Origin of the sequence: Peribacillus simplex (genome assembly GCF_900156045.1) — a bacterium.
GTDB lineage: Bacteria > Bacillota > Bacilli > Bacillales > DSM-1321 > Peribacillus > Peribacillus simplex_D.
This window is the reverse complement of the sequence record NZ_FTMX01000003.1, coordinates 282,241-304,460: the sequence shown is the minus strand read 5'-3', so window position 1 is coordinate 304,460 and position 22,220 is coordinate 282,241. Positions and strand designations below refer to the sequence as shown.

Here is a 22,220-nt window from a genome sequence, read left to right as displayed (position 1 = left end):
TTATCCTGACTTTACTTTAACGCGTCCTCTCATTTCAGGGATTTTGCCATTTAATAAATGCATCTATTTCATATGATAATCAATGGAGCGGAATATTCCATTTGATTGAAAAGGATATTTTGTATTAGGATAATTGAAATGGCTTTCTGCCTTTAATAGGCAGACGTAAATGCCAAAATATGAGATGTATAGTAATAAATTGGTACATTTTATGGAAATCATAAAAGGGAATTAACGTATTTTTAATCTTTTTTTGGTACAATATGTTCATGAAGGTTACTTCATACAAATTTTTCCTGAAATTTAACCATTCATGAAAAAGGGAAAGAACTTTTTTCCATATACATAGTCTTTAAGACAATAAATTGTTTAAGTCTTTTGATTTAAGTGGAGGGATCTTAATGTCCATAAAAAAGGTTGATGCTAAAGCATTGGACAAGATCTTAGAAACAATGGTGAGCACTGTTAGTGAGAGTAAGGATGAAGTCTTTGATATCGGCGAACAATGCCGAAAGGATTTCGAGTCATTATCAAAAGAGCTTGATGATGTGAAAATCAGGGTTGCCATTGTGATAACCGACAGCGATGCATTGGATTCAAAAGCCAGGTTTGCTCGAAAAAGGCTTTCAGAAGTCAGTATGCACTTCAACCATTTTTCTGAAGAACAGGTGCGCGATGCTTATGAAAGGGCACATAAGCTGCAAGTCGATTTACAAATTAACCGGCAATTGGAGAAAGAGCTCCGTAATCGCCGGGATGAGCTTGAGTTAAGGTTAAGGGGACTGCAGCAGACGATCGATAAAGCGGTGCATCTCGTTTCGCAAATATCGGTAGTGCAGAATTATTTGACCCAGGATCTTAAATTTGTGGGGGAAGCCCTTCAAGAAGCGAAACGCAAACAGGACTTCGGCCTGAAAATAATCGAAGCCCAGGAGCAGGAACGTAAAAAGCTCTCACGTGAAATTCATGATGGCCCTGCGCAAATGCTGGCAAACGTCATGATGCGCTCAGACTTGATAGAACGAGTGCAGCGGGAGAGAGGTCCTGATGAAGCGTTAGTGGAAATCCGCAGTTTAAAGGTCATGGTAAGGAATGCTTTATATGAAGTGCGCAGGATCATCTATGACCTTCGTCCTATGGCGCTTGATGATTTAGGCCTTGTACCTACCCTCAGAAAGTACCTGCAAACGACCGAAGACTATAATAATGGTGTGAATCTGAATTTCGTCAACCTTGGACAGGTCAAAAGGCTTCCTTCCGATATGGAGGTCGCTTTATTCAGGCTGGTTCAGGAGGCTGTACAAAATTCATTGAAGCATGCGGACCCAAAACAGATTCAAGTTAAACTGTCCATTTCCAAGGAGATGGTGACCGTCGTCGTCAAAGATGATGGAAAGGGGTTTGACTCTTCGATTCAAAAAGAAGGTTCATTTGGCTTGGTAGGAATGAGGGAAAGAGTCGAGCTGCTGGAAGGTGAAATGACGATCGATTCACAACCGGGGGCAGGCACTTTGGTATTTATACAAGTTCCCTACCATTTATAAATTATAGAGAATAGACATATTAAATAGAAACTAGGAGGAAGAAGCCGTTGAAGACTAGTATCATCATTATCGATGACCATCAGCTTTTCCGTGAAGGCGTAAAGCGCATATTAGATTTTGAATCATCCTTTGATGTTGTTGCCGAGGGTGATGACGGAAGCGAAGCGATGGACCTCGTTGAAACACATAAACCTGATGTTGTTATCATGGATATCAACATGCCGACCATGAATGGGGTCGAAGCAACAAAAATGCTCGTGAACCGTTACCCTGAAACAAAAGTCATCATCCTTTCTATTCATGATGATGAAAACTACGTGCAGCACGCATTGAAAACAGGAGCACAAGGTTATCTTTTGAAAGAAATGGACGCAGATGCGTTGATTGATGCTGTGCGTGTAGTCGCTGAAGGCGGCTCGTACCTTCATCCGAAGGTGACCCATAATTTGGTTAAAGAATATCGCCGCTTAGCAGCTGAAGAGGGTGCTGATCGTGATTCCGTACATACGATAGAAATCAGGAGGCCGCTTCACCTATTGACTCGACGCGAATGCGAAGTGCTTCAACTTTTAGCGGACGGGAAAAGCAACCGGGCCATCGGCGAAACTCTATATATCAGTGAAAAAACAGTCAAGAACCATGTGAGTAACATTCTTCAGAAGATGAATGTGAATGACCGTACACAAGCGGTTGTCCTAGCTATTAAAAATGGCTGGGTGGAAGTGAAGTAATTAAAGTGTTCGATAAGTCCGGCTCTTCAAGTACCGCAATGCGTGCTGAAGGGCTGGATTTTTTTGGATGGATGACCCGATTCAAATACTTGGTAATGCAGAAAGCTATTAATGCAAATAAAGGCATTTTCGGATAGAATGGTGAATATGATACAGAGTAAATTTTTATAAGGATGGTACTATTATGAAAACCGCAGTCGTAACAGATAGCACTGCATATATACCTAAGGAAATTCGTGATCGTTTACATATACATATGATGCCGCTTAATGTCATTTTTTCCAATGAAGCTTACCGTGAGGAAGTTGATATAACTGCGGATGAGTTTTATGAGGAAGTGAAGATGCAGGAGAAATTGCCGACCACTTCACAGCCTCCAATCGGGAAGTTTGTCGAGAAGTTCGAGGAATTGCAAAAAGAATATGATGATGTTATTTCCATTCATTTATCGAGCGGCATCAGCGGAACGTATCAAGGAGCGGTATCTGCAGGTGAAATGGTCGAAGGAATTAGGGTTCATGCCTTTGATTCGGAAATCAGCTGCATGGTACAGGGGTTTTACGTGATCGAGGCGGCAATGATGGCACTTGATGGTAAAAGTGCAGAAGAAATCATGGCAAGGCTCGAAGAAATGAAACCATCGGTAAGGGCCTACTTCATGGCAGATGACCTATCCCATCTGCAGCGCGGCGGCCGCTTAAGCAGTGCCCAAGCATTGATTGGCAGTTTGCTTCAAGTGAAGCCGGTCCTCCATTTTGTTGATAAAGTCATCGTCCCATTCGAAAAAATCCGTACAAGAAAAAAAGCGATGAAACGGATTGCCGATTTACTTGGGGAAGACGCGGCGAGCGGCGAGAAATATAAAGCCGTCATCATTCATGCAAAACGGGAAAGTGAAGCTAAAGACTGGAAAGCCGAACTTGAAGCGCGTTTCCCAAATGTCGAGTTCGACATCAGCTACTTCGGTCCGGTAATCGGAACACATCTGGGCGAAGGTTCAATGGGGATGGGCTGGTATAAAATTTAAGTTGTGACGCCTTTACTAAGTGGAAGGCGTTTTTTATGGATTCAAAAAGGAATCCGGGAGTAAAAAGCGAATGATAAGGAGGAGTTTAATTTATCAGGAAATGGAGGTTACAATTTGGAAAACATGAGCATTTCCCCCCCTTATTCCCCGGAACTTCAGAGCCATCTCACCGGAAAACACCTTTTGGCCTTCGAAATCCCCTTCTCCCAAGAACTCCTCGCAGAGCACCTCAAAAATGGGTATGTCTCGGAAACCTTCGGCGTGCAATCCAAAAACGGCAGTTATAACTGTGTACGTTGCGGTAACAAAAATCAAACGTTGTTTTATACATTCCCTTGCAAGATTTGCAAGCAAGATTGCACGTACTGCCGCTCATGCATCATGATGGGACGGGTCAGTGAATGTGCCAAGCTTTATAGGTGGACCGGGCCCGGCATTCCGTTTAAGGTTCCTGACAATGTGATGAGGTGGGCAGGCACTTTATCGTCAGGTCAACAAAATGCCTCCGACCGTGTCGTTGAAGCCGTGAACGGAAAAGATGAATTCCTGGTATGGGCTGTATGCGGGGCGGGGAAGACAGAGGTCCTATTTCCAGCGATTGAGGCAGCCTTGCATGCAGGGAAACGGATATGCTTGGCAACACCGCGGACCGATGTCGTTCTCGAACTCTCCCCAAGGTTAAAAAAAGCCTTTCCTGCGATTGAAGTTATGACCCTCCATGCCGGCAGTGCAGATAGACATGGCTTTTCACCGCTGACCGTTGCCACGACACATCAGCTTTTCCGTTTTATTGAAGCTTTCGATGTCATCATCGTTGATGAAGTCGATGCGTTTCCCTACTCAATTGATGATTCGCTGCATTATGCGGTAAATAAATCGAAAAAGGTTTCTGCGGCGACCATCTATTTGACCGCCACACCTTCAAAACGGATGCAGCGGCTATACCGAAGCGGTAAATTGAAAGCCGTCATAATCCCGGCCCGTTATCATCGTCAGCCAATTCCTGTCCCTGGAATGAAGTGGAGCGGCAATTGGCAAAAACTATTTCTTCAACAAAAGATTCCCCCCGCAATCACCGGATGGGTAAGTGAACGCCTTAAGCAGAAAATCCCCTTCCTCTTGTTTTTTCCAAGCATTCAAGTGATGGAGCAGGCCATTCCGCTGTTCCAAAGGCTGTCCCCGAAATTATCGATTGTCCACTCCAGGCACCCTGATCGAAAGGAAAAGGTAATGGCACTAAGGAATGGAATGGTTCCAGGATTACTGACAACGACCATCCTGGAACGCGGCGTGACAATTGATCGGTTGGAAGTAGCCGTGATCGGTGCTGAACATGAAGTGTTTTCTGAAAGTGCCCTCGTTCAGATTGCCGGCAGGGTAGGGAGAAGCTTTGCTAACCCCGCCGGGACGATAACCTTTTTTCATTACGGTAAAAGTAAAGCGATGGTCGATGCGGTTCACCATATACAAATAATGAATAATGATGCCATGAAAAGGGGGCTGCTGGATGAATAGATGTCTTGTTTGTGATGATGGAATGAGTCGGGCATTGACATGGAGGAGTTTGCTTAAGCGAGCCGAGGCAAGGGCAATCTGCGAAGTATGTGAGGGGAAACTTAATAGGATTACCGGAAAGACATGTTCAATGTGCTCAAGGGAGTTGGACGGGGAATATATGACCAGTGACCTCTGTCTGGATTGTTTAAGATGGGAAAGGGATGGTGAATGGGGAGGCTTTTTGTCGAAGAACATATCTCTATTTCATTATAATGAACACTTAAAAGATATTATTGCTAAATATAAGTACCGGGGGGATTATGCATTAGCTGAGGTTTTCGCCCCTTTTTTGAAAGAAAGGTTAAAGGACATGGAATTTGACCTGGTAACGGCCATCCCGCTTAGTCATGAACGGCTTAGGGAGCGGGGATTCAACCAAGGGCAGGCTTTGGCAGATCTCATTGGACTTCACACGGTTGAGACCTTGACCAGAATCCATACGGAAAAACAATCAAAAAAATCACGGCAAGAAAGAATCTCATTACCGCAGGTTTTTCAGGTCATGCAATCTGATTTGCTGGAGCATAAATCTATTTTGATCATCGATGACATATACACGACAGGCACAACTCTCAGGCATGCAGCGAAAGCATTGAAAATGGCTGGGGCCAAAGAAGTATCATCCATCACCCTAGCTAGGTGAAACAGCTTATTTTAATGAATATCCTAAAGTATCGCCGGGATTATTCGATATATACACTAAAGAATAATCGCTGTGATGGTGAAGGAGGGGCCTCGATGGAAGTATTCAACTGTCCGTACTGTAATTCGTTATTCGTTATGACGAAATTCCGGGATGTATGCGATGCCTGTTATAAAGAAGAAGAAGCCCAATATGATAAAGTATATGCATATATTCGCAAGAAAATAAATAGAACGGCGTCCATGGTGCAGGTGGTTAAGGACACCGGCGTTGAAGAAACGTTAATAATCAAATTTGTGAGAACCGGAAAACTGAGGATTGCGCAGTTTGCCAATCTAGGAATTCCATGTGAAAAGTGCGGCGCTAATATCAAGAGCGGAAGGTTATGCGGCAAATGCGGCGATTCACTGTGATCGGATTTACAGGCATTTGAAAATGAGGAAAAGCGCCTGACTGAAATTCAAGGAAATGATAAAAAAAATACGTACTACATGAAGGATGATCAAAAAGGATAAATCATGGTAACATGATGCGTTATTTGTTAAAATATTCGATATTGAGAACGAAATTCGACAATGGGTGTCGAAGGAAAGATTACAGGAAACAATTAAAGAAATCCAATCCTTGTCGATATTAAAGATAGGGAGAATAACACAGTCCAGAGCCATTTTCATGTGTTAAGGAATCGAAACATTATGGGATTTATAAAATCGACCGAAGGAGAGGATCTGGAATATGAAAATCAATAACGTCGGTATGACAGGTGTTAACCCTTATAAACTACAAGCCAATAAAACGGGGAATATCAAAGAGTCCAAGGTCAAACCCTCGGATAAAGTAGAAATTTCTTCAGCGGCAAAAGAAATGCAGCAATCATCCCCGATTCTTGCTGCAAGACAAGCAAAAGTGGACGAATTGAAAATCCAAGTTGAAAAAGGAAATTATAAATTGAATGCACAAGCAACGGCAAAGGGTCTCATCGATTTTTACCGGAAATGAATTTTCAATGTAAAAGCTTGAATGAAGTGGACGGAGCCATTTTCCGTCCTTCATTTATGAGCGGAGGAGGCAGGAACATGTCTGCACGGAACATCATCGGATCGCTTGAAAAATTGATCAAGCTTCATAAAAGCTTCAATCAATTGGCGATAAGGAAAACGGCCATTTTGAAAGCAAATGATACCGAGGCGATTACTGCCCTGCTGATTTCGGAACAAAAGCATATTAAAGCCATCGGTCAAACGGATAAGGAAAGGGAAAGGGCAGTCGGGGAATTTCTTGTAGCCAATGGAATGGCGGGACAGCCTGCCTCCATCCATACCGTGACGGAACTGACAGGACCTGAAGATACGGAAGTCCTTGCAATGCTAAAAGCGGAATTGATTGATGAAGTGGCAAAGCTGAAGGAGAGGAACGGTTTAAATCAGCAATTGATCTATCAGTCCCTTCAATTCATCAATGTATCTTTGGATATTCTGAGACCGCGGAACCAGAATTTGAATTACGGGGATTCGGTTAGGAAAGCGGCGAAAATCGGCATGGGAATGTTTGATTCCAAAGCATAAGAAGCAGAAAAAGATGGAGGGGCGAGCAAATGATTTCAACCTTTATGGGTCTTGAGACTGCCAAGCGCGGATTATCCACCTCTCAAGGAGCCTTGTATACAACAGGAAATAATGTGGCCAATGCCAATACATTAGGATATTCAAGGCAGCGGGTCAACATGGTCCAGACGTCGGGCTTTCCTACTGTCGGTTTGAACAGCCCGCGTGTTGCCGGCCATATCGGGACAGGGGTGGCAGCTGAAACGGTTCAGCGGATCCGCGACAGTTTTCTGGATGTACAATACAGGACACAAAGTAATAAAATCGGTTATTACGGGGCCATGAGCGAATCCCTGACGAAAATGGAAGGGGTCATGAACGAACCGACCGACAGCGGATTAGCAGCCACGATGGAGAAGTTCTGGAATTCGCTGCAGGGGCTGACGGCCCATACGGAAAACTCCGGGGCCCGTGAAGTCGTTGCCTCGGCGGGGGTCATGGTCGCGGATACCCTGAACTACTACTATAACTCGCTAACGAATGTTCAAACGGATATCGGCAATCAGATAAACGTCAAAGCGAACGAAATCAATACGCTCATCAGCAGTATTGATCAGCTTAACCAACAGATCAGTAAAGTGGAGCCGCATGGTTATATCCCCAATGACCTTTATGATAAACGGGATGTACTCGTGGACAATCTCTCGCAGCTTGTCAGCATTAAAGTGAATAACGTCATTCCGACGGATTACGGCAGGGCCAGCGATGTGGCTACAGGGCTATACAACATCGAATTGATGCAAGAAGACGGTTCGTCTTTTGTGCCGCCCATCAATCTTGTCAGTGTTAACCAAAGCGGGATGGTGGGAACTTCAAAAGTTGTAGTTAGCCATGATAAAAAGACAGGTATGGTAGACGGATTGAAGTTTGGTTCGAAAACATTGACGGATTACAAATTCTCTGGAGAACTATCCGGTTTGATCAAAAGCTTCGGCTATAAGAAGGCTGATGGCACGATCGGCGGCGCTTATCCTGATATGCTGAAAAAGCTCGATAATATGACGACGGCTTTTGTGAATGAGTTCAATGCCATCCATAAACAAGGGTATGCCTTAGGTAATGACAACACTTCAACATTGAACTTCTTTGAACTTGAACCTGGTAAGAGTGCCGCCCAAAGCATCAAGGTGAATGGTGAAATCGTTAAGGATCCAACAAAAATAGCCGCAGGCGGAAAAAGCGGAGGGGCATCCGGTGATAATGAAAATGCCAAACTCCTGGCTGACCTTAAAAAGAAGGAGTTCAGTGAGTACTCGACTAAAGACCAAAACTCTGACGAATTGACGGGAAGCTTCGACACCTATTATTCCGGTATCATCGGAAAGCTTGGCGTGGATTCCCAAAGCGCCCAAAAGAACCTTTCCAATTCTGTCGTGCTTGCTGCATCGGTCAATCAAAATAGGGAGTCCGTCAGTTCCGTATCCCTTGATGAAGAAATGACGGACATGATCAAATTCCAGCAGGCATACAACGCATCTGCAAGAATGATGACGATGATGGATGAAATGCTCGATAAAATCATAAACGGAATGGGTACGGCAGGCCGATAATAGGAGGGGACGAACATGCGGGTAACGCAATCGATGCTAACCAATAATATGTTGAGCAATTTAAGCAGCAGTTACGAAAAGATGTCCAAGCTGCAAGAGCAGGTTTCCTCTCAAAAGAAATTCTCCAAACCATCCGATAACCCTGTTGCGGCCATGATGGGGATGGGGTACCGGACAAACCTCAATCAAATAGGGCAGTATCAAAGTAACATTGCCGAGGCGGCCAATTGGATCGACAGCACGGATGATGCCATTACGGAAGCGGTTTCCGCCATGCAGCGGATTCGTGAATTAACAGTTCAAGGCAGTAATGGCACGTATGAAGGGGAACAACTTAAAACCATTACTGAAGAAATTAAACAATTAAAAGAACATCTCGTAACTCTCGGTGACACACAAATAGGCGGGAAGTATATTTTCAACGGCCAGGATACGAATGTGAGGCCATCGTCCGTTAAAGATGCAAATGGAAATACGGTGTATGGCACAGGGGACATAAACCTTGAAGTGTTTTCCGGGATTTCCCTCAAAATCAATACGGACGGTTCCAAGATTTTTGGTGAGGCACTCGCTGCCGGCGGAAGCATCGACCAGACGATCGATGCACTCGAAAACGGCGGGGATGTGAGCGGGACGCTTGAAGGGCTTGACGCAACGATAAATACTTTCTTAGGCATGCAGGCACAGGTTGGCGCAAGACAGAATCGGATGGAGCTGATGGCGGACCGTCTCAAGCAGCAGGAGGTTTTTGCCACTGAAATCCTTTCGAAAAATGAGGATGTCGATATCGAAAAGGCGATCATGGATTTGACGACCCAGGAAAGTGTCCATAGTGCAGCATTAAGTATCGGAGCAAAAATCATGCAACCGAGTTTATTGGATTTTCTTCGCTAAGCTATTCTTAAATGGATAGCTTTTTTCTATAAGGAGTGTTGATGATGCAGATTCCACAAATCAGATTGCAATCCACCCCGATGAAGATTGGATTGAATCTAGAGCAGCCTGTACAGCAAATCGTACAGAAGGCGGCGGTCCAATCCATCGAACAGCCGCAAGCCATACTGGAAATTCAAACGACCCCAGGCAAGCTGACGATCGATCAGTCACAAGCAAGGGAAGACATGGATTTGAAAAGCCTCTCAAGAAGAGTCGATGAATTTGCGAAGCAGGGATATCAAGATTGGCTGGCGGGTATGGCAAGACGTGCCCAGCAGGGAACGGAGCTTAGGCATATTGAAAAAGGCGGTAATCCACTCGCTGAACAGGCCAGGCAAAACAGCAAAGGGCCTGATAAGCAATTCAATCTCGGCTGGATTCCCTCTCATTTCAGCGTGAAGCTGGATTACGAGCCAGCACGAGTGGAGATTGAAGCAACCGTACAAAAACCGATCATTGATGCTCAAATCAATGGGGCGGACCATACATACACACCAGGAATTGTGGATCTCGAAATTCTACAAAAAAATGCGCTGGATATAGATTTCATCGATTTATTTCCAGATGGGATAGGGCAGTGAAAACATAGATGATCATACAAACAAAATTTCATGGTGAACTCGAATTGGCAGAGAAAGAGATTTATATATTTGAAAGCGGGATACCAGGATTTTCAGAAGAAAAACAGTTTTGCTTGCTAGCTTTGGATGACACGCCATTTTTCGTCCTGCAATCGACAGAAACAAAAGAGCTTGCCTTCATTGTGACGGATCCTTTCGAAGTGTTTCATGATTACGAAGTGAAGCTAACGGATGAAGTGTTATCTTCTTTACAAATTGAAACGGAACTGGAAGTCATCACTTTGGTCATCTTAACGATCCAGGATCCTTTCAATGAAACGACGGCCAATCTCCAGGCTCCCATCATCATGAACGGCCCCAAAAAAGTCGGTAAGCAATTTATCATGAATGCTAGTGAATACCGTACAAAGCACAGACTGTTTGAACTTCCAGAAGAACAGGGGGGGAAATGATGCTCGTATTGACCAGAAAACCAAATGAAGCGATCATGATTGGCGATGATATCGAAATTACGATCCTGTCCGTCGAGGGGGAACAGATCAAATTGGGGATTAATGCCCCTAAAAACGTCGATATCCATAGGAAGGAAATCTACCTGTCCATCCAGCAGGAAAATAAAAAAGCCTCAAAAACAGAAACCAATTTTCTGGAAAATATAAATGAGTATTTCAAGAAAAAATCGTGAAATCCGCTAAATATGTTTCCAAGCAGGTCGATATTAACTATACAACGATGGCAGTGAAATAGGCGGCCGACTTATTCACTGCCCATCGTAAACAACCACATGGACGTGGGGACTTAAGACTCAAGGAGGAAACATAAATGATTATCAATCACAATATCTCAGCTCTAAACACGCACCGTCAATTATCAAGTGCAACGAATGCGCAATCCAAATCAATGGAGAAACTAGCATCAGGCATGCGCATCAACCGTGCAGGCGACGACGCAGCCGGTCTTGCAATCTCTGAAAAAATGCGTGGGCAAATCCGCGGCTTGGACCAAGCTTCCCGTAACTCACAAGATGCCATCTCATTGATCCAAACGGCTGAAGGTGCATTGAACGAAACGACTGACATCCTTCAACGTATGCGTGAACTTGCTACACAAGCATCAACGGATACTAATACAACTAGTGACCGTGGAGAAATCCAAAAGGAAATGGATTCATTAACATCTGAAATCAACCGTATCGGTAACACGACTGAATTCAATACACAAAAATTATTGAATGGTTCTAAGGATTCAGCAACAGAAGCTCAAGCAGCAGTGGAAGCAGAAGCAGCAGTTGCTGGTGTATATTCCCTTACACCGGGTACAAGCGATATTGAGATTGATGGAACAACATTTACTTATAACGGTACACCAGGTGCAGGGGAGTTTAGTGATGCTGCTGAATTAGCTGCTTTAGTGAATGCAGATGCTACTTTGTCCGCTAAGTATACCGCAACCGAAGATTCAGGTAAGTTTGTTTTAACTCAAAAAACAGGTCAAGAATCTTCTACAGGCCCATCAGGTGCAACATTCACAGAAGATACAGCAGGAAAAGAAGCTGTTGAGGCCAAAGAAGCTGTAGAAGCTGGCGCAGGTCTGCAATTCCAAATCGGTGCTAACGAAAACCAAAGCCTGACACTTGAAATTGGTGACATGCGTGCAAGTGCTCTTGGATTGACTGGTACAGGTACAGGCTTCACAGCTGGTACAAATGTAAGCAATGGTACAGATTCTAAAGGTGTTGAATCCGGCCTGGATGTTTCTAATGCTAAAAACGCATCAGCAGCTATCACAAAAATCCAAACAGCGATCGATACAGTATCAGCTGAACGTTCTAAACTAGGTGCTAACCAAAACCGTTTAGAGCATACGATCAACAACTTAGGAACTTCTTCTGAAAACCTGACTGCTGCTGAATCGCGTGTCCGTGATACAGATATGGCTAAAACTATGATGGAGCAAACTAAAAATTCTATCTTGGCGCAAGCATCTCAAGCAATGTTAGCTCAAGCAAATCAGCAACCGCAGGGCGTTCTTCAGTTACTTCGTTAATTGAATCGTTAGCCTAACAATAAAGGGTCTGACACTTTGTGTTAGGCTCTTTTGTTTGTACTGATTGTAGGTTGCAAGGAACACTACATGTATAAAAAAAGAGATTACTGCCCCTTAAAAAGTAGGGGGTCATTCGTTACGTCACCAAGGAATCTTATGGCTACAATCCTAATAGATGAATAAAAAGAGAAGTCCTAAAATTAAATAGTCAGTCATAATTTTTTCAAAAAGTAGAGAAGCGATTATCACCTCAGTTTTAATCCTTCTATTATAAAAAAGACTTAGGTAAAAGGAGCAATCTAACTGTTAAAACAAAGTTGATTGGAACGGAAGGTACGAGACTCCTGCGGGAATGCGAGTCCAAGGGAGACCCCGCAGGCGCAAAGCGCCGAGGAGGCTCCCCGGACCGCCCGCGGAAAGCGAGTGCCTGGAGTGGAAGTCAACGGTCACAGTATAAACCCTCAATACGTATGGGCAATAGGGATTCCACCTTATATTTCATGGAGATCTAATTAGAACGGAAGGTACGAGACTCCTGCGGGAATACGAGTCCAAGGGAGACCCCACAGGCGCAAAGGCGCCGAGGAGGCTCCCGGACCGCCCGCGGAAAGCGAGTGCCTGGAGTGGAAATCAACGGCCAAAATTTAAAAGCCTAGATATTTTTCTGGAGTTTTTTTAGTAGAATCTCTTTTATAGCCAAGGATCTTTAATGAATGTCTGCAGGTGCAACCAAAATCTAAGAGTGACTAAATATAATACTGTAAGAACCGATATAAAAAGTAAAGACATCATATTGGGGGCTATTTAGATGCTGGAGAGTTTGTCCACGAATATTCTTTCCTCACAACTTAGAACAGCAATCTCGGAAGGAATCAGTTCATATTATCAGCGGGAAATGAATACGCTTGCCTATTCGGAGCAAAGTGTGGAATCTACTGATGAGCCTACAAAGGAAAAGGTGCAGGAAATGGTGGATAGTTTGAACACCTTCCTGAACCCGGCACATACGGCCGTTCGTTTTGAGTATCATGAGGAGCTGAATGAGTACTATGTCAAGGTAGTCGATGACGTGACGGATGAGACGATCAGGGAAATACCTCCGAAGAAGTTATTGGATTTTTATGCGGCAATGACGGAATTTGTCGGCATAATGGTGGATGAAAAAATATAAGCGGGTGATCAATTTTGGTACGAATCAGTGGTTTAGCAAGCGGGATGGACATTGATGAACTAGTTAAGAGCATGATGCAGGCAGAACGGGTGCCATTGGATAAATTAACACAGAAAAAGCAGTATTCCGAGTGGCAGCGGGATGATTACCGCTCTATCAATACAGCCTTATCAGAATTGGATACGCTCATTCGTGATGGAATCGGGAAGCAGTCTTCCTTTATTAAAAAGAAGGTTTCGGTATCGAATCCAGATGCTGTATCAGTGAGAAATGTGAATTCGACCAGTGATTTTTCCGGGAATGTACAAGTGAATGGACTTGCCAAAGCAGCAACCATGACAAGTACGGATAAATCAGCTGTTACCGACCCCAAAAAGAAACTATCGGAATTGGGTTTCACGACACCACAAGATATTACGATACTCGCCATCAATAAAGATGGCGGTTTTGATACGGAAGTAAAAGATGGAGTGATAGTGGAAAAACCGTATACGCTTACCCTTAATGCGGACGATACGTTAGAGAGTGTCATTAATAAAATTAACGCTAACTCGGGAGTGACTCTATTTTTCGATGAAACGTCCCAGCAGTTTTCCATCACTGCTAAAAATACCGGTGATGTAAAAGATCGGCCTGAAATTGAATTGGGAGGCACCGGAGATTTTTTCGATACGTTAAAAATGGGCAGTAACAATGAAGGGACTGGCGGCTCAAAAGGGGAAAATGCGTCGATTGTTTATAATGGACTGGAAATTTCCCGGCCTTCGAATACGTTTCAGATTAATGGAGCGGAAATAACGGTAAAGCAAAAAACGACCGATACAGTCACATTCTCATCAACAGCTGATGTGGATGCCATCCTGGATACAATCACACAGTTTGTGAATAAATACAATGGAGTCATTAAAAAGGTTCAAGATAAAACGGGTGAAGCGAAATATCGCTCCTTTACGCCGCTTACCTCGGAGCAAAAGAAGGCAATGACAGAGGATGAAGTGAAGCTGTGGGAAGAAAAAGCGAAGAGCGGAACGTTAAAAAGCGATTCGACATTAAAAAGTCTCCTGACCACGATGAGGTCATCCCTATACACCTCGGTGGATGGAATCACGGGAAAAAACAATCTCAGCAGTTTGGGGATCACCACGACCAAGAATTATTTGGAGGGCGGTAAATTAACGATTGATGAGGACAAGCTCCGGGCGGCCATTAGTGAGGATCCCAATGCGATTTATGATATGTTCATGGCCAATGGTTCGGAAAAGAGCGACAAAGGCCTCGCGCGCCGGTTAAGGGATGATATAGAATCCTCGATGAAGGTGATTACTGAAAAAGCCGGAAAGGCCGGCTATGTTAATAACAATTTTACAATCGGAAAATTGGTTGATGGGCTGGATAAGAAGATTTCAACATTTGAAGCAAAGTTAACGAAATTGGAATCGCGTTACTACAACCAGTTCACGGCGATGGAAAAAGCGATTCAAAAGGCAAACAGCCAAAGTGCATCGTTAGCTTCTTATTTTAGTTAAGGTAAGTCGGAAAGGAAGTTAAGTATGGCGACAAATAATCCATATCAATCGTACCAGCAAAATTCGGTCAATACAGCATCCCCGGGAGAGCTTACATTAATGCTTTATAATGGCTGTTTGAAGTTCATCATGCTTGGGAAGAAGGCCATTGAAGCAGGAAATATCGAAGTGAAGAATACGAACATCATCAAGGCGCAAAACATTATCCGCGAATTGATGGTGACGCTGAATATGGATGCGGATGTATCCAAAGATATGATGAGTCTGTATGATTTCATGAACCGGCGTCTGATCGAAGCGAATATGAAAAATGATGTTGCTGCCTTGGAAGAAGTGGAGGGACTTGTTACTGAGTTCAGGAATACTTGGAAGGAAGTAATCCAGATCAATCGAAAAAAACAATTTACCCAAAGCGGTCAAGTGTAATGGTGATTAGAGCCTTTCATGATTTGACTGCTGAATTGCTTGCCGTTCTGAAAGATCGCACGATTACAGAGCGTGATGATAAAATAGAAAGGGTTACAAAGCTGATTGATCGGCGGGATGGGCTTCTTTCCCAAATCAAACCGCCGTTTACTGGTGAAGAGCAACAATTGGGACATGCAGTCATGTCGCTCAACCAGCAGGTCGATCACTTGCTGAAGCTCCAAAAGCAGGAGATACAGCGGGATATCCTTGAAATAAATAAGAAGAAACGATCATCCAGTAAATACACGAACCCGTATGAAAGTCTATCAGTGGATGGCATGTTTTATGATAAAAGAAATTGATTATCCTGCCGTTTGGATTCCAAACGGTTTTTATGTTAAATATTTTTAAATTTTCTGTAAATAATATAGGCTTAATTTTTTCTTTATAGCATAGCATTTGATATAATGAAGCTAGGGCAGACATCAACCCTTTCCAAACCTTCCGACAATTGTTTTATTATTTCGACATATTTCATGATGTGTTTCTAAAGGGAACCGGAGGGGTATTGTAGAATCTAACTGTATAGTCTTAATTTAAGGAGGACTCACTTTATGAATTACAACGTACGCGGTGAAAACATTGAGGTAACTCCAGCAATTCGAGAATACGTCGAAAAGAAAATTGGCAAGTTAGAAAGATATTTTAACAATACACCAGATGCAAATGTGTTAGTGAATTTAAAAGTGAACAATAATACATCTAAGGTCGAAGTGACGATTCCCATGCAGAATTTGGTTCTTCGCGCTGAAGAGGAAAATGCGGATATGTATGCTGCCATTGACTTGATCAATGATAAGCTTGAACGCCAAATTCGTAAACATAAAACGAAGGTCAATCGTAAGTTCCGGAACAATCTATCTACTACACCCGATGCATTCGCCTTCAATACGGATGTTGACGAAGTGGTGGATGAATTCGAAGAAGATAATGATATTGAAGTGGTCCGCAATAAGCGCTTTGATTTAAAGCCGATGGACAGTGAAGAGGCTATTTTACAAATGAATATGCTTGGTCACAGTTTCTTCGTTTACACGAATGCGGATACGAATACAACGAACGTAGTGTACCGCCGAAAAGATGGACGCTATGGGTTGATTGAACCTAGTTAACTATTAATCTAAGATCAAAAGCACAACCCAGCCTCTGGGTTGTGCTTTTTTGATAGGATTCGTTTACTTTTGGATTTACTAAGAAAATTTTGTTCTCTAAAAAACCAAAAGATTATTCCGAGGAACAAAAATCGTTCTTTATTAAGATAAATAGTCAGTTTTACCTATTTAATCACCTCTATCTTTTGCACTATACTCGAATTGTTGGTTCTTTAAAAAGAACGTATAGTATTTTATAAAAAAACAATTTGATCAAGGTGCAGAGGGGTTGGATAACTTGTATCAAAAGAATTGCCATACATGCCATAGGGCATCTTTTAGCAGTGCGGAATATGGAAATTGGCTTTGCCCGACCTGCGATGAGGATTTAACTGCGTAAAAAGCCTTCGATGCACTTATAATTGAGAGAATCAATATACCCCAACCAACTATTAAGAAGAGCAATATTCACTATTATACAAAGAAACGAAATTGATTTAGTCCAAGATAATTTACCTGCACCATGAATTTTCTTAATATTGTAATATTTTGTCGGATAAAAGTTTTTGCTTTTATGTGGATTACCGACATAAAATAGCAATATATGGAGTGTATATCCATTATAATATGATTATAAGCGCTGTATTTGGTAATAAATACCACGACAAAGGCAAACTTATTGAAAGATTGGGGCGCAAAGGCACAGGTCTAAGGTCCTTATGACTATGATGGCTGGTCTGCCTGAAATACAAGAGTATTTTAGGAGGTAGAAGAGGTGGCTAATGTGGCAATGGATCAAGAATGGGTGAAATTGATTTCAGAAGCAAGGAGCTTGGGTTTCAAAAAAGAGGAAATCAGTGCTTTTTTGAAAAGGGAAAGCCTTGAGGTAACATTTGAGGAGAACGATGGAAAATAGGTTCCGAACAAGATCGAGAACATCCCTATAAACAGTGGTTCGATTCATTAGCTGTTTATAGGGTTTATTTCTCCTTGAGGTTCTGGCGAGTCTAGTTTATTCAAACTTGGATTATGTAGGTAAACTAGTGCACTACCACTCTACTCTTCTTTATCTTTTCTCCATTTATTAAACTCGATGAATTCCCTGAATTGTTGTTTTGAAACACCTGAATTCATGGCTTCCTCAACGATTTTCATCCAGTCATTGTCCAAAGTTTCCTTATTTGGTGCATCATAAAGCAGGGCATCGACAGGAATGTTAAGTACGGCGGAGATTTTTTCAAGAAATTGAATAGAAGGATTCGTTTGTAAGTTCCGCTCGAGCGAACTTAAATAAGACTTTGCCACACCCGCTTTATCGGCAAGTTCAGTCATCGACATTTTCTTTTCTTCTCGCAGTTTTTTTACACGTTCACCAATCATCAATACCACCTCGAAACATGTTCTATTTATCTTCCGCTATTAAGTTTCAATAGCCCACCTTATCATTCAAAACATGACGCCTGTAAGGTTGGATTACCTTGACATGCTATCGCTAGAGAGGACACAGCATCTAGTGATGGAAGGTTATGGATAATTCTCATTTACACATGGAATAGTGGGGAGTTTGCAACATATTTTATATACTTCCTTCTATTTTAACAGTTTTGCTCCTCATTTATCCATTGTTTTTCTCAAGAATTGAATTCAGGTCTATACCAGGCAAGTGACATGAAGTTGTACCTCTAGAATAGAAGTGGTAAAATTAAGCGTGCATTAGTAATAATAGAAGATGTGTTTCTTCTTACTTATATGAATTTAGTCATTGAACGATCATTACCATAATAGAGGAGCGTTATTGAATGCTTAATATATTAAATAAAGTTTTTGATCCGAATAAGCGAGAAATCAAACGTTTAGAAAAAATCGCCGATCAGGTCGAAGCACTGGCTGATGGGACGGCTGCACTATCGGATGAACAGTTGCGTGCCAAAACGGATGAGTTTAAAGAGCGTTATCAAAATGGGGAAACCGTTGATGATTTGCTTGTCGAGGCTTTTGCGGTTGCGCGTGAAGGTGCAAAGCGTGCTCTGGGCTTATATCCTTACCGTGTTCAAATCATGGGTGGGGCATCCCTTCATGATGGAAATATCTCCGAAATGAAAACAGGGGAAGGTAAAACCTTAACATCGACCATGCCTGTTTATTTAAACGCGCTTACCGGTAAAGGTGTACATGTCGTTACTGTCAATGAATACTTGGCACACCGTGATGCCACCGAGATGGGTGTATTGTATGATTTCCTTGGTTTGACCGTCGGATTGAATTTGAACAGTCATTCTAAAGAAGAAAAGCAGGCGGCGTACAATGCGGATATTACGTACAGTACGAATAATGAGTTAGGTTTTGATTATCTTCGTGACAATATGGTGTTATATAAAGAACAGATGGTACAGCGCCCGCTGCACTTTGCTGTCATTGATGAGGTCGATTCGATTTTGATCGATGAGGCGAGAACGCCATTGATCATTTCCGGTTCCGCACAAAAATCGGCTCAGCTTTATATCCAGGCCAATGCGTTTGTGAGAACCTTAAAAAAAGAAACGGACTACACATATGATGAAAAGACAAAAGGTGTACAGCTGACGGAAGATGGGATGAATCGGGCTGAAAAAGCGTTTAATATCGATAATTTGTTCGATATTAATCACGTTACTTTGAATCATCATATAAATCAGGCGTTAAAGGCGCATGTTTCCATGCATTTGGATGTGGATTATGTGGTCCAGGAAGGCGAGATAGTCATCGTTGACCAATTCACTGGCCGTTTGATGAAAGGCCGCCGTTACAGTGAAGGTCTCCACCAGGCGATCGAAGCGAAAGAAGGACTTGAAATTCAAAATGAAAGCATGACTCTTGCGACGATTACATTCCAGAACTATTTCAGGATGTATGAAAAACTTTCAGGTATGACCGGTACAGCCAAAACGGAAGAAGAGGAATTCCGCAATATTTATAATATGAATGTCATTGCGATCCCGACAAACAGGAATATCATCAGGGATGACAGGGCAGATCTTATATACGCGACGACTGATGGGAAATTCAAGGCTGTTGTGGAAGATATCGCCGAGCGTCATCAAAAGGGTCAGCCAGTGCTTGTCGGTACGGTTGCCATCGAAACATCTGAAGTCATTTCCGCCTATTTATCCAAAAAAGGAATCCCTCACGATGTTTTGAATGCCAAGAACCATGAGCGTGAAGCGGAAATCATTGCGAATGCAGGTAATCAGGGCTCAGTTACGATTGCTACGAACATGGCAGGGCGCGGTACGGATATCAAGCTTGGTGAAGGTGTCAAGGAGCTTGGAGGCCTTGCCGTCATCGGCACGGAACGTCATGAAAGCAGGCGTATAGATAACCAGCTGCGTGGTCGGTCAGGCCGTCAGGGAGACCCGGGGGTCACTCAATTCTATTTATCAATGGAAGATGAATTGATGCGCCGCTTCGGTTCGGATAACATGAAAAACATGATGGCACGCCTTGGTATGGATGATTCCCAGCCAATTCAGAGTAAAATGGTGACAAGGGCCGTTGAATCTGCACAGAAACGGGTCGAGGGCAATAACTTCGATTCACGTAAGCAATTACTGCAGTATGATGATGTTCTCCGTCAACAACGGGAAATTATATATAAACAGCGTTTCGATGTCATGGAAAGTGAAAACTTACGTGAGATTGTCGAAACGATGATTACGGCATCCATCGAGCGAAATGTTGTCGCGTTTGCACCGATGGGTGATGAGGAAGGCTGGAATTTACAAGGCCTTGTGGATTACCTGAATGGTAACCTATTTAATGAAGGTTCAATCACTGTAGCTGAATTGGAAGGAAAAAATGAATCGGAGTTAGTTGAGTTCATTTTAGCAAAAGTAAAAGAAAGCTATGACCAAAAAGAAGAAGAGCTATCTGAAGAACAAATGCGTGAATTCGAAAAAGTAATCGTTCTTCGTGCAGTCGATAGTAAGTGGATGGACCATATTGATGCGATGGAGCAATTGCGCCAAGGGATCCACCTTCGTGCTTATGGCCAGATCGATCCGTTACGTGAATATCAATCTGAAGGTTTCGCAATGTTTGAAGCCATGATTGCTTCAATGGAAGATGAAGTCGCCAAATACATCATGAAGGCAGAAATCCGCAACAATTTGGAGCGTAAGGAAGTCATTAAAGGTCAAGCGGTCAATCCGAAGGAAGAAGACGGGGGAAAAGTGAAAAAGGCCCCTGCCCGTAAAAAGGAAGACGTTGGCCGAAACGCGTTATGCCCATGCGGCAGCGGTAAAAAATATAAGAATTGCCATGGCAATTTAGGCTAAAGTTAGGTGTATAATGAATATGGGACGGTTAAGTGTAAGGCTTGCCGCCTCTTTTCATGTTTAGTTTGCATAAAGCCATATATTTGCATATAGTTTTAAGAGGTTTATTTGTAATGAAACGAATCCCTCTTCAGGGATTTTTTTTAACATACTTAATGAGGTGAAGAGAAATGGAATTAGCAGAAATAAGAAATGAACTTGAACGGACAGCGCAACGATTAACGGACTTTAGGGGGTCTCTTTGACTTAGATGAAAAAGAGGCACGAATCGCACAGCTTGAAAATGAGATGACACATCCCGATTTTTGGAATGATCAGCAAAAAGCACAAATTGTCATCAATGAAACGAATGCATTGAAAGAGCAAGTCACTCAATTGTCCGAACTGAATGAATCATATGAAAATCTGGATTTGACATATGAATTAGTGAAAGAGGAGAATGATCAAGAACTTTTGGCTGAGCTGGAAGAAGAAATCACGATTCTTTCACAAAAGATGAATGACTTTGAACTTCAACTTTTACTAAGTGAAGAATATGATTCGAAAAATGCCATTCTCGAACTGCATCCTGGTGCAGGCGGAACGGAGTCCCAGGATTGGGGTTCCATGCTGCTTCGTATGTATACAAGATGGGGTGAAAAAAGAGGCTTCAAAGTGGAAACCCTTGATTACCTTCCAGGTGATGAAGCTGGAATCAAGAGTGTCACTTTAATTTTCAAAGGACATAACGCCTATGGTTATTTGAAAGCGGAAAAAGGGGTACACCGTCTTGTCCGGATTTCTCCTTTCGATTCCTCAGGGAGACGCCATACTTCATTCGTTTCATGTGAAGTCATGCCGGAATTCGATGAGACGATCAATATAGAAGTACGGACTGAAGATTTGAAAATCGATACGTACCGGGCAAGTGGTGCAGGTGGTCAGCATATCAATACAACGGACTCCGCAGTCCGGATCACCCATATACCTACGAACACCGTGGTAACATGCCAAAACGAGAGATCTCAAATCAAAAACAAGGCCCAGGCCATGAATATGCTGAAAGCAAAATTGTATCAACGTGAAATTGAACAACAACAAGCGGAATTGGATGAAATCCGTGGTGAGCAAAAGGAAATTGGCTGGGGCAGCCAAATTCGTTCTTATGTATTCCACCCGTATTCCATGGTTAAGGATCACCGTACTAGTGCGGAGACGGGAAACTTGGGAGCAGTCATGGATGGGGATATCGATATGTTCATTGATGCGTACTTGCGTTCAAAATTATAAGATCAGCCAGTCGGACCGGTTTCCCCGGTCCGGCTTTTTTTATGATTTCCTGGCTGACATTTACAGGATGGAAAAGGGATGCTCTACCTCGTTCGGCCAATACTAGATAATAATGATGGTTCGAGGAGACATACGCAAAATGAAGAAAAGGTACCGGGAGCAG

23 protein-coding genes and 1 riboswitch are annotated in these 22,220 nt (G+C 42.8%); of the genes, 22 read left to right on the top strand and 1 reads right to left on the bottom strand.

Going from position 1 to position 22,220, the window contains the following annotated elements; translation table 11 throughout:
• Window positions 1–401: 401 nt before the first annotated feature.
• The 20 genes from BW986_RS12885 (at window position 402) to BW986_RS29290 (ending at window position 17,391) form a co-directional block, all read left to right on the top strand.
• Window positions 402–1,544, top strand: a complete 1,143-nt coding sequence (locus BW986_RS12885; protein ID WP_076368293.1) for a sensor histidine kinase — start codon at window positions 402–404, stop codon at window positions 1,542–1,544.
• Between the two features lie 47 nt (window positions 1,545–1,591).
• A complete protein-coding gene (locus BW986_RS12880; protein ID WP_076368292.1) occupies window positions 1,592–2,275 on the top strand; it encodes a response regulator in 684 nt (227 codons plus the stop codon).
• Window positions 2,276–2,459: 184 nt separating this feature from the next.
• Window positions 2,460–3,302 (top strand): DegV family protein, encoded by an 843-nt coding sequence (locus BW986_RS12875; protein ID WP_076368291.1) that lies wholly within the window; start codon window positions 2,460–2,462, stop codon window positions 3,300–3,302.
• A gap of 123 nt (window positions 3,303–3,425) precedes the next feature.
• Window positions 3,426–4,817 carry an ATP-dependent helicase ComFA gene (locus BW986_RS12870; RefSeq protein ID WP_076368534.1) on the top strand — a complete coding sequence of 464 codons (1,392 nt, stop codon included), beginning with the start codon at window positions 3,426–3,428 and terminating at the stop codon, window positions 4,815–4,817.
• A complete protein-coding gene (locus BW986_RS12865) occupies window positions 4,810–5,502 on the top strand; it encodes a ComF family protein (protein WP_076368290.1) in 693 nt (230 codons plus the stop codon). The genes BW986_RS12870 and BW986_RS12865 overlap by 8 nt, the downstream gene beginning before the upstream one ends.
• 95 nt (window positions 5,503–5,597) lie before the next feature.
• Window positions 5,598–5,915: a TIGR03826 family flagellar region protein gene (locus BW986_RS12860; protein ID WP_081395604.1), complete on the top strand. Its 318-nt coding sequence runs from the start codon at window positions 5,598–5,600 to the stop codon at window positions 5,913–5,915.
• Window positions 5,916–6,237: 322 nt separating this feature from the next.
• On the top strand, window positions 6,238–6,501 hold the full coding sequence (gene flgM, locus BW986_RS12855; RefSeq protein WP_076368289.1) for a flagellar biosynthesis anti-sigma factor FlgM: 264 nt from the start codon (window positions 6,238–6,240) through the stop codon (window positions 6,499–6,501).
• Between the two features lie 77 nt (window positions 6,502–6,578).
• Window positions 6,579–7,067 carry a flagellar protein FlgN gene (locus BW986_RS12850; RefSeq protein ID WP_076368288.1) on the top strand — a complete coding sequence of 163 codons (489 nt, stop codon included), beginning with the start codon at window positions 6,579–6,581 and terminating at the stop codon, window positions 7,065–7,067.
• Between the two features lie 29 nt (window positions 7,068–7,096).
• Complete coding sequence (gene flgK / locus BW986_RS12845) at window positions 7,097–8,656, top strand: flagellar hook-associated protein FlgK (protein WP_076368287.1); 1,560 nt, start codon at window positions 7,097–7,099, stop codon at window positions 8,654–8,656.
• A 15-nt stretch (window positions 8,657–8,671) separates the two neighbouring features.
• Window positions 8,672–9,550, top strand: coding sequence for a flagellar hook-associated protein FlgL (gene flgL, locus BW986_RS12840; protein WP_076368286.1), 879 nt, complete (start codon window positions 8,672–8,674; stop codon window positions 9,548–9,550).
• Between the two features lie 41 nt (window positions 9,551–9,591).
• Window positions 9,592–10,173: a DUF6470 family protein gene (locus BW986_RS12835; protein ID WP_311316556.1), complete on the top strand. Its 582-nt coding sequence runs from the start codon at window positions 9,592–9,594 to the stop codon at window positions 10,171–10,173.
• 8 nt (window positions 10,174–10,181) lie between these two features.
• On the top strand, window positions 10,182–10,625 hold the full coding sequence (gene fliW / locus BW986_RS12830; RefSeq protein WP_076368284.1) for a flagellar assembly protein FliW: 444 nt from the start codon (window positions 10,182–10,184) through the stop codon (window positions 10,623–10,625).
• Entirely contained in the window at window positions 10,625–10,858 is a 234-nt protein-coding gene (gene csrA / locus BW986_RS12825) for a carbon storage regulator CsrA (protein WP_076368283.1), read from the top strand. The genes fliW and csrA overlap by 1 nt, the downstream gene beginning before the upstream one ends.
• 137 nt (window positions 10,859–10,995) lie before the next feature.
• Complete coding sequence (locus tag BW986_RS12820; RefSeq protein ID WP_076368282.1) at window positions 10,996–12,219, top strand: flagellin N-terminal helical domain-containing protein; 1,224 nt, start codon at window positions 10,996–10,998, stop codon at window positions 12,217–12,219.
• A gap of 808 nt (window positions 12,220–13,027) precedes the next feature.
• Window positions 13,028–13,390 carry a flagellar protein FlaG gene (flaG, locus tag BW986_RS12815; protein WP_076368281.1) on the top strand — a complete coding sequence of 121 codons (363 nt, stop codon included), beginning with the start codon at window positions 13,028–13,030 and terminating at the stop codon, window positions 13,388–13,390.
• A 14-nt stretch (window positions 13,391–13,404) separates the two neighbouring features.
• Window positions 13,405–14,916 carry a flagellar hook-associated protein 2 gene (locus tag BW986_RS12810; RefSeq protein WP_081395602.1) on the top strand — a complete coding sequence of 504 codons (1,512 nt, stop codon included), beginning with the start codon at window positions 13,405–13,407 and terminating at the stop codon, window positions 14,914–14,916.
• A 24-nt stretch (window positions 14,917–14,940) separates the two neighbouring features.
• Window positions 14,941–15,342: a flagellar export chaperone FliS gene (gene fliS, locus BW986_RS12805; protein WP_076368280.1), complete on the top strand. Its 402-nt coding sequence runs from the start codon at window positions 14,941–14,943 to the stop codon at window positions 15,340–15,342.
• On the top strand, window positions 15,342–15,686 hold the full coding sequence (gene fliT, locus BW986_RS12800; RefSeq protein ID WP_076368279.1) for a flagellar protein FliT: 345 nt from the start codon (window positions 15,342–15,344) through the stop codon (window positions 15,684–15,686). Before fliS ends, fliT begins: the two co-directional genes overlap by 1 nt.
• A 252-nt stretch (window positions 15,687–15,938) precedes the next feature.
• The gene (gene hpf, locus BW986_RS12795; RefSeq protein WP_076368278.1) at window positions 15,939–16,496 is read left to right on the top strand and encodes a ribosome hibernation-promoting factor, HPF/YfiA family; all 558 of its coding nucleotides are present in this window, start codon (window positions 15,939–15,941) and stop codon (window positions 16,494–16,496) included.
• Between the two features lie 638 nt (window positions 16,497–17,134).
• Window positions 17,135–17,220: riboswitch (cyclic di-GMP riboswitch) on the top strand.
• Window positions 17,221–17,250: 30 nt separating this feature from the next.
• Window positions 17,251–17,391, top strand: coding sequence for an anti-repressor SinI family protein (locus tag BW986_RS29290; protein ID WP_081395601.1), 141 nt, complete (start codon window positions 17,251–17,253; stop codon window positions 17,389–17,391).
• A 140-nt stretch (window positions 17,392–17,531) separates the two neighbouring features.
• On the opposite strand, the gene BW986_RS12785 is transcribed toward BW986_RS29290, so the two are convergent.
• On the bottom strand, window positions 17,532–17,855 hold the full coding sequence (locus tag BW986_RS12785) for a helix-turn-helix domain-containing protein (RefSeq protein ID WP_061141195.1): 324 nt from the start codon (window positions 17,853–17,855) through the stop codon (window positions 17,532–17,534).
• 419 nt (window positions 17,856–18,274) lie between these two features.
• On the opposite strand from BW986_RS12785, the gene secA reads away from it, so the two are divergent.
• Together secA and prfB are read left to right on the top strand one after the other, a co-directional pair.
• Entirely contained in the window at window positions 18,275–20,788 is a 2,514-nt protein-coding gene (gene secA / locus BW986_RS12780) for a preprotein translocase subunit SecA (RefSeq protein WP_076368277.1), read from the top strand.
• 170 nt (window positions 20,789–20,958) lie between these two features.
• Window positions 20,959–22,057 (top strand): peptide chain release factor 2 gene (gene prfB / locus BW986_RS12775; RefSeq protein ID WP_142244588.1). Its coding sequence is split into 2 segments (ribosomal slippage): window positions 20,959–21,030 and window positions 21,032–22,057, totalling 1,098 coding nucleotides; the frame shifts between segments, so codons are not numbered across the junction.
• The last annotated feature ends 163 nt before the right edge of the window (window positions 22,058–22,220 follow it).

Bases quoted from the DNA above. Each gene is read 5' to 3' on its own strand.
- BW986_RS12835 (WP_311316556.1), top strand. From the start codon at position 9,592: ATGATGCAGATTCCACAAATCAGATTGCAATCCACCCCGATGAAGATT.
- csrA (WP_076368283.1), top strand. From the start codon at position 10,625: ATGCTCGTATTGACCAGAAAACCAAATGAAGCGATCATGATTGGCGAT.
- BW986_RS12860 (WP_081395604.1), top strand. From the start codon at position 5,598: ATGGAAGTATTCAACTGTCCGTACTGTAATTCGTTATTCGTTATGACG.
- BW986_RS12785 (WP_061141195.1), bottom strand. From the start codon at position 17,855: ATGATTGGTGAACGTGTAAAAAAACTGCGAGAAGAAAAGAAAATGTCG.
- BW986_RS12865 (WP_076368290.1), top strand. From the start codon at position 4,810: ATGAATAGATGTCTTGTTTGTGATGATGGAATGAGTCGGGCATTGACA.
- fliW (WP_076368284.1), top strand. From the start codon at position 10,182: ATGATCATACAAACAAAATTTCATGGTGAACTCGAATTGGCAGAGAAA.
- BW986_RS12885 (WP_076368293.1), top strand. From the start codon at position 402: ATGTCCATAAAAAAGGTTGATGCTAAAGCATTGGACAAGATCTTAGAA.
- fliS (WP_076368280.1), top strand. From the start codon at position 14,941: ATGGCGACAAATAATCCATATCAATCGTACCAGCAAAATTCGGTCAAT.
- hpf (WP_076368278.1), top strand. From the start codon at position 15,939: ATGAATTACAACGTACGCGGTGAAAACATTGAGGTAACTCCAGCAATT.
- flgL (WP_076368286.1), top strand. From the start codon at position 8,672: ATGCGGGTAACGCAATCGATGCTAACCAATAATATGTTGAGCAATTTA.
- fliT (WP_076368279.1), top strand. From the start codon at position 15,342: ATGGTGATTAGAGCCTTTCATGATTTGACTGCTGAATTGCTTGCCGTT.
- flgM (WP_076368289.1), top strand. From the start codon at position 6,238: ATGAAAATCAATAACGTCGGTATGACAGGTGTTAACCCTTATAAACTA.
- BW986_RS12875 (WP_076368291.1), top strand. From the start codon at position 2,460: ATGAAAACCGCAGTCGTAACAGATAGCACTGCATATATACCTAAGGAA.
- BW986_RS12820 (WP_076368282.1), top strand. From the start codon at position 10,996: ATGATTATCAATCACAATATCTCAGCTCTAAACACGCACCGTCAATTA.
- flgK (WP_076368287.1), top strand. From the start codon at position 7,097: ATGATTTCAACCTTTATGGGTCTTGAGACTGCCAAGCGCGGATTATCC.
- secA (WP_076368277.1), top strand. From the start codon at position 18,275: ATGCTTAATATATTAAATAAAGTTTTTGATCCGAATAAGCGAGAAATC.
- BW986_RS12850 (WP_076368288.1), top strand. From the start codon at position 6,579: ATGTCTGCACGGAACATCATCGGATCGCTTGAAAAATTGATCAAGCTT.
- BW986_RS12870 (WP_076368534.1), top strand. From the start codon at position 3,426: ATGAGCATTTCCCCCCCTTATTCCCCGGAACTTCAGAGCCATCTCACC.
- flaG (WP_076368281.1), top strand. From the start codon at position 13,028: ATGCTGGAGAGTTTGTCCACGAATATTCTTTCCTCACAACTTAGAACA.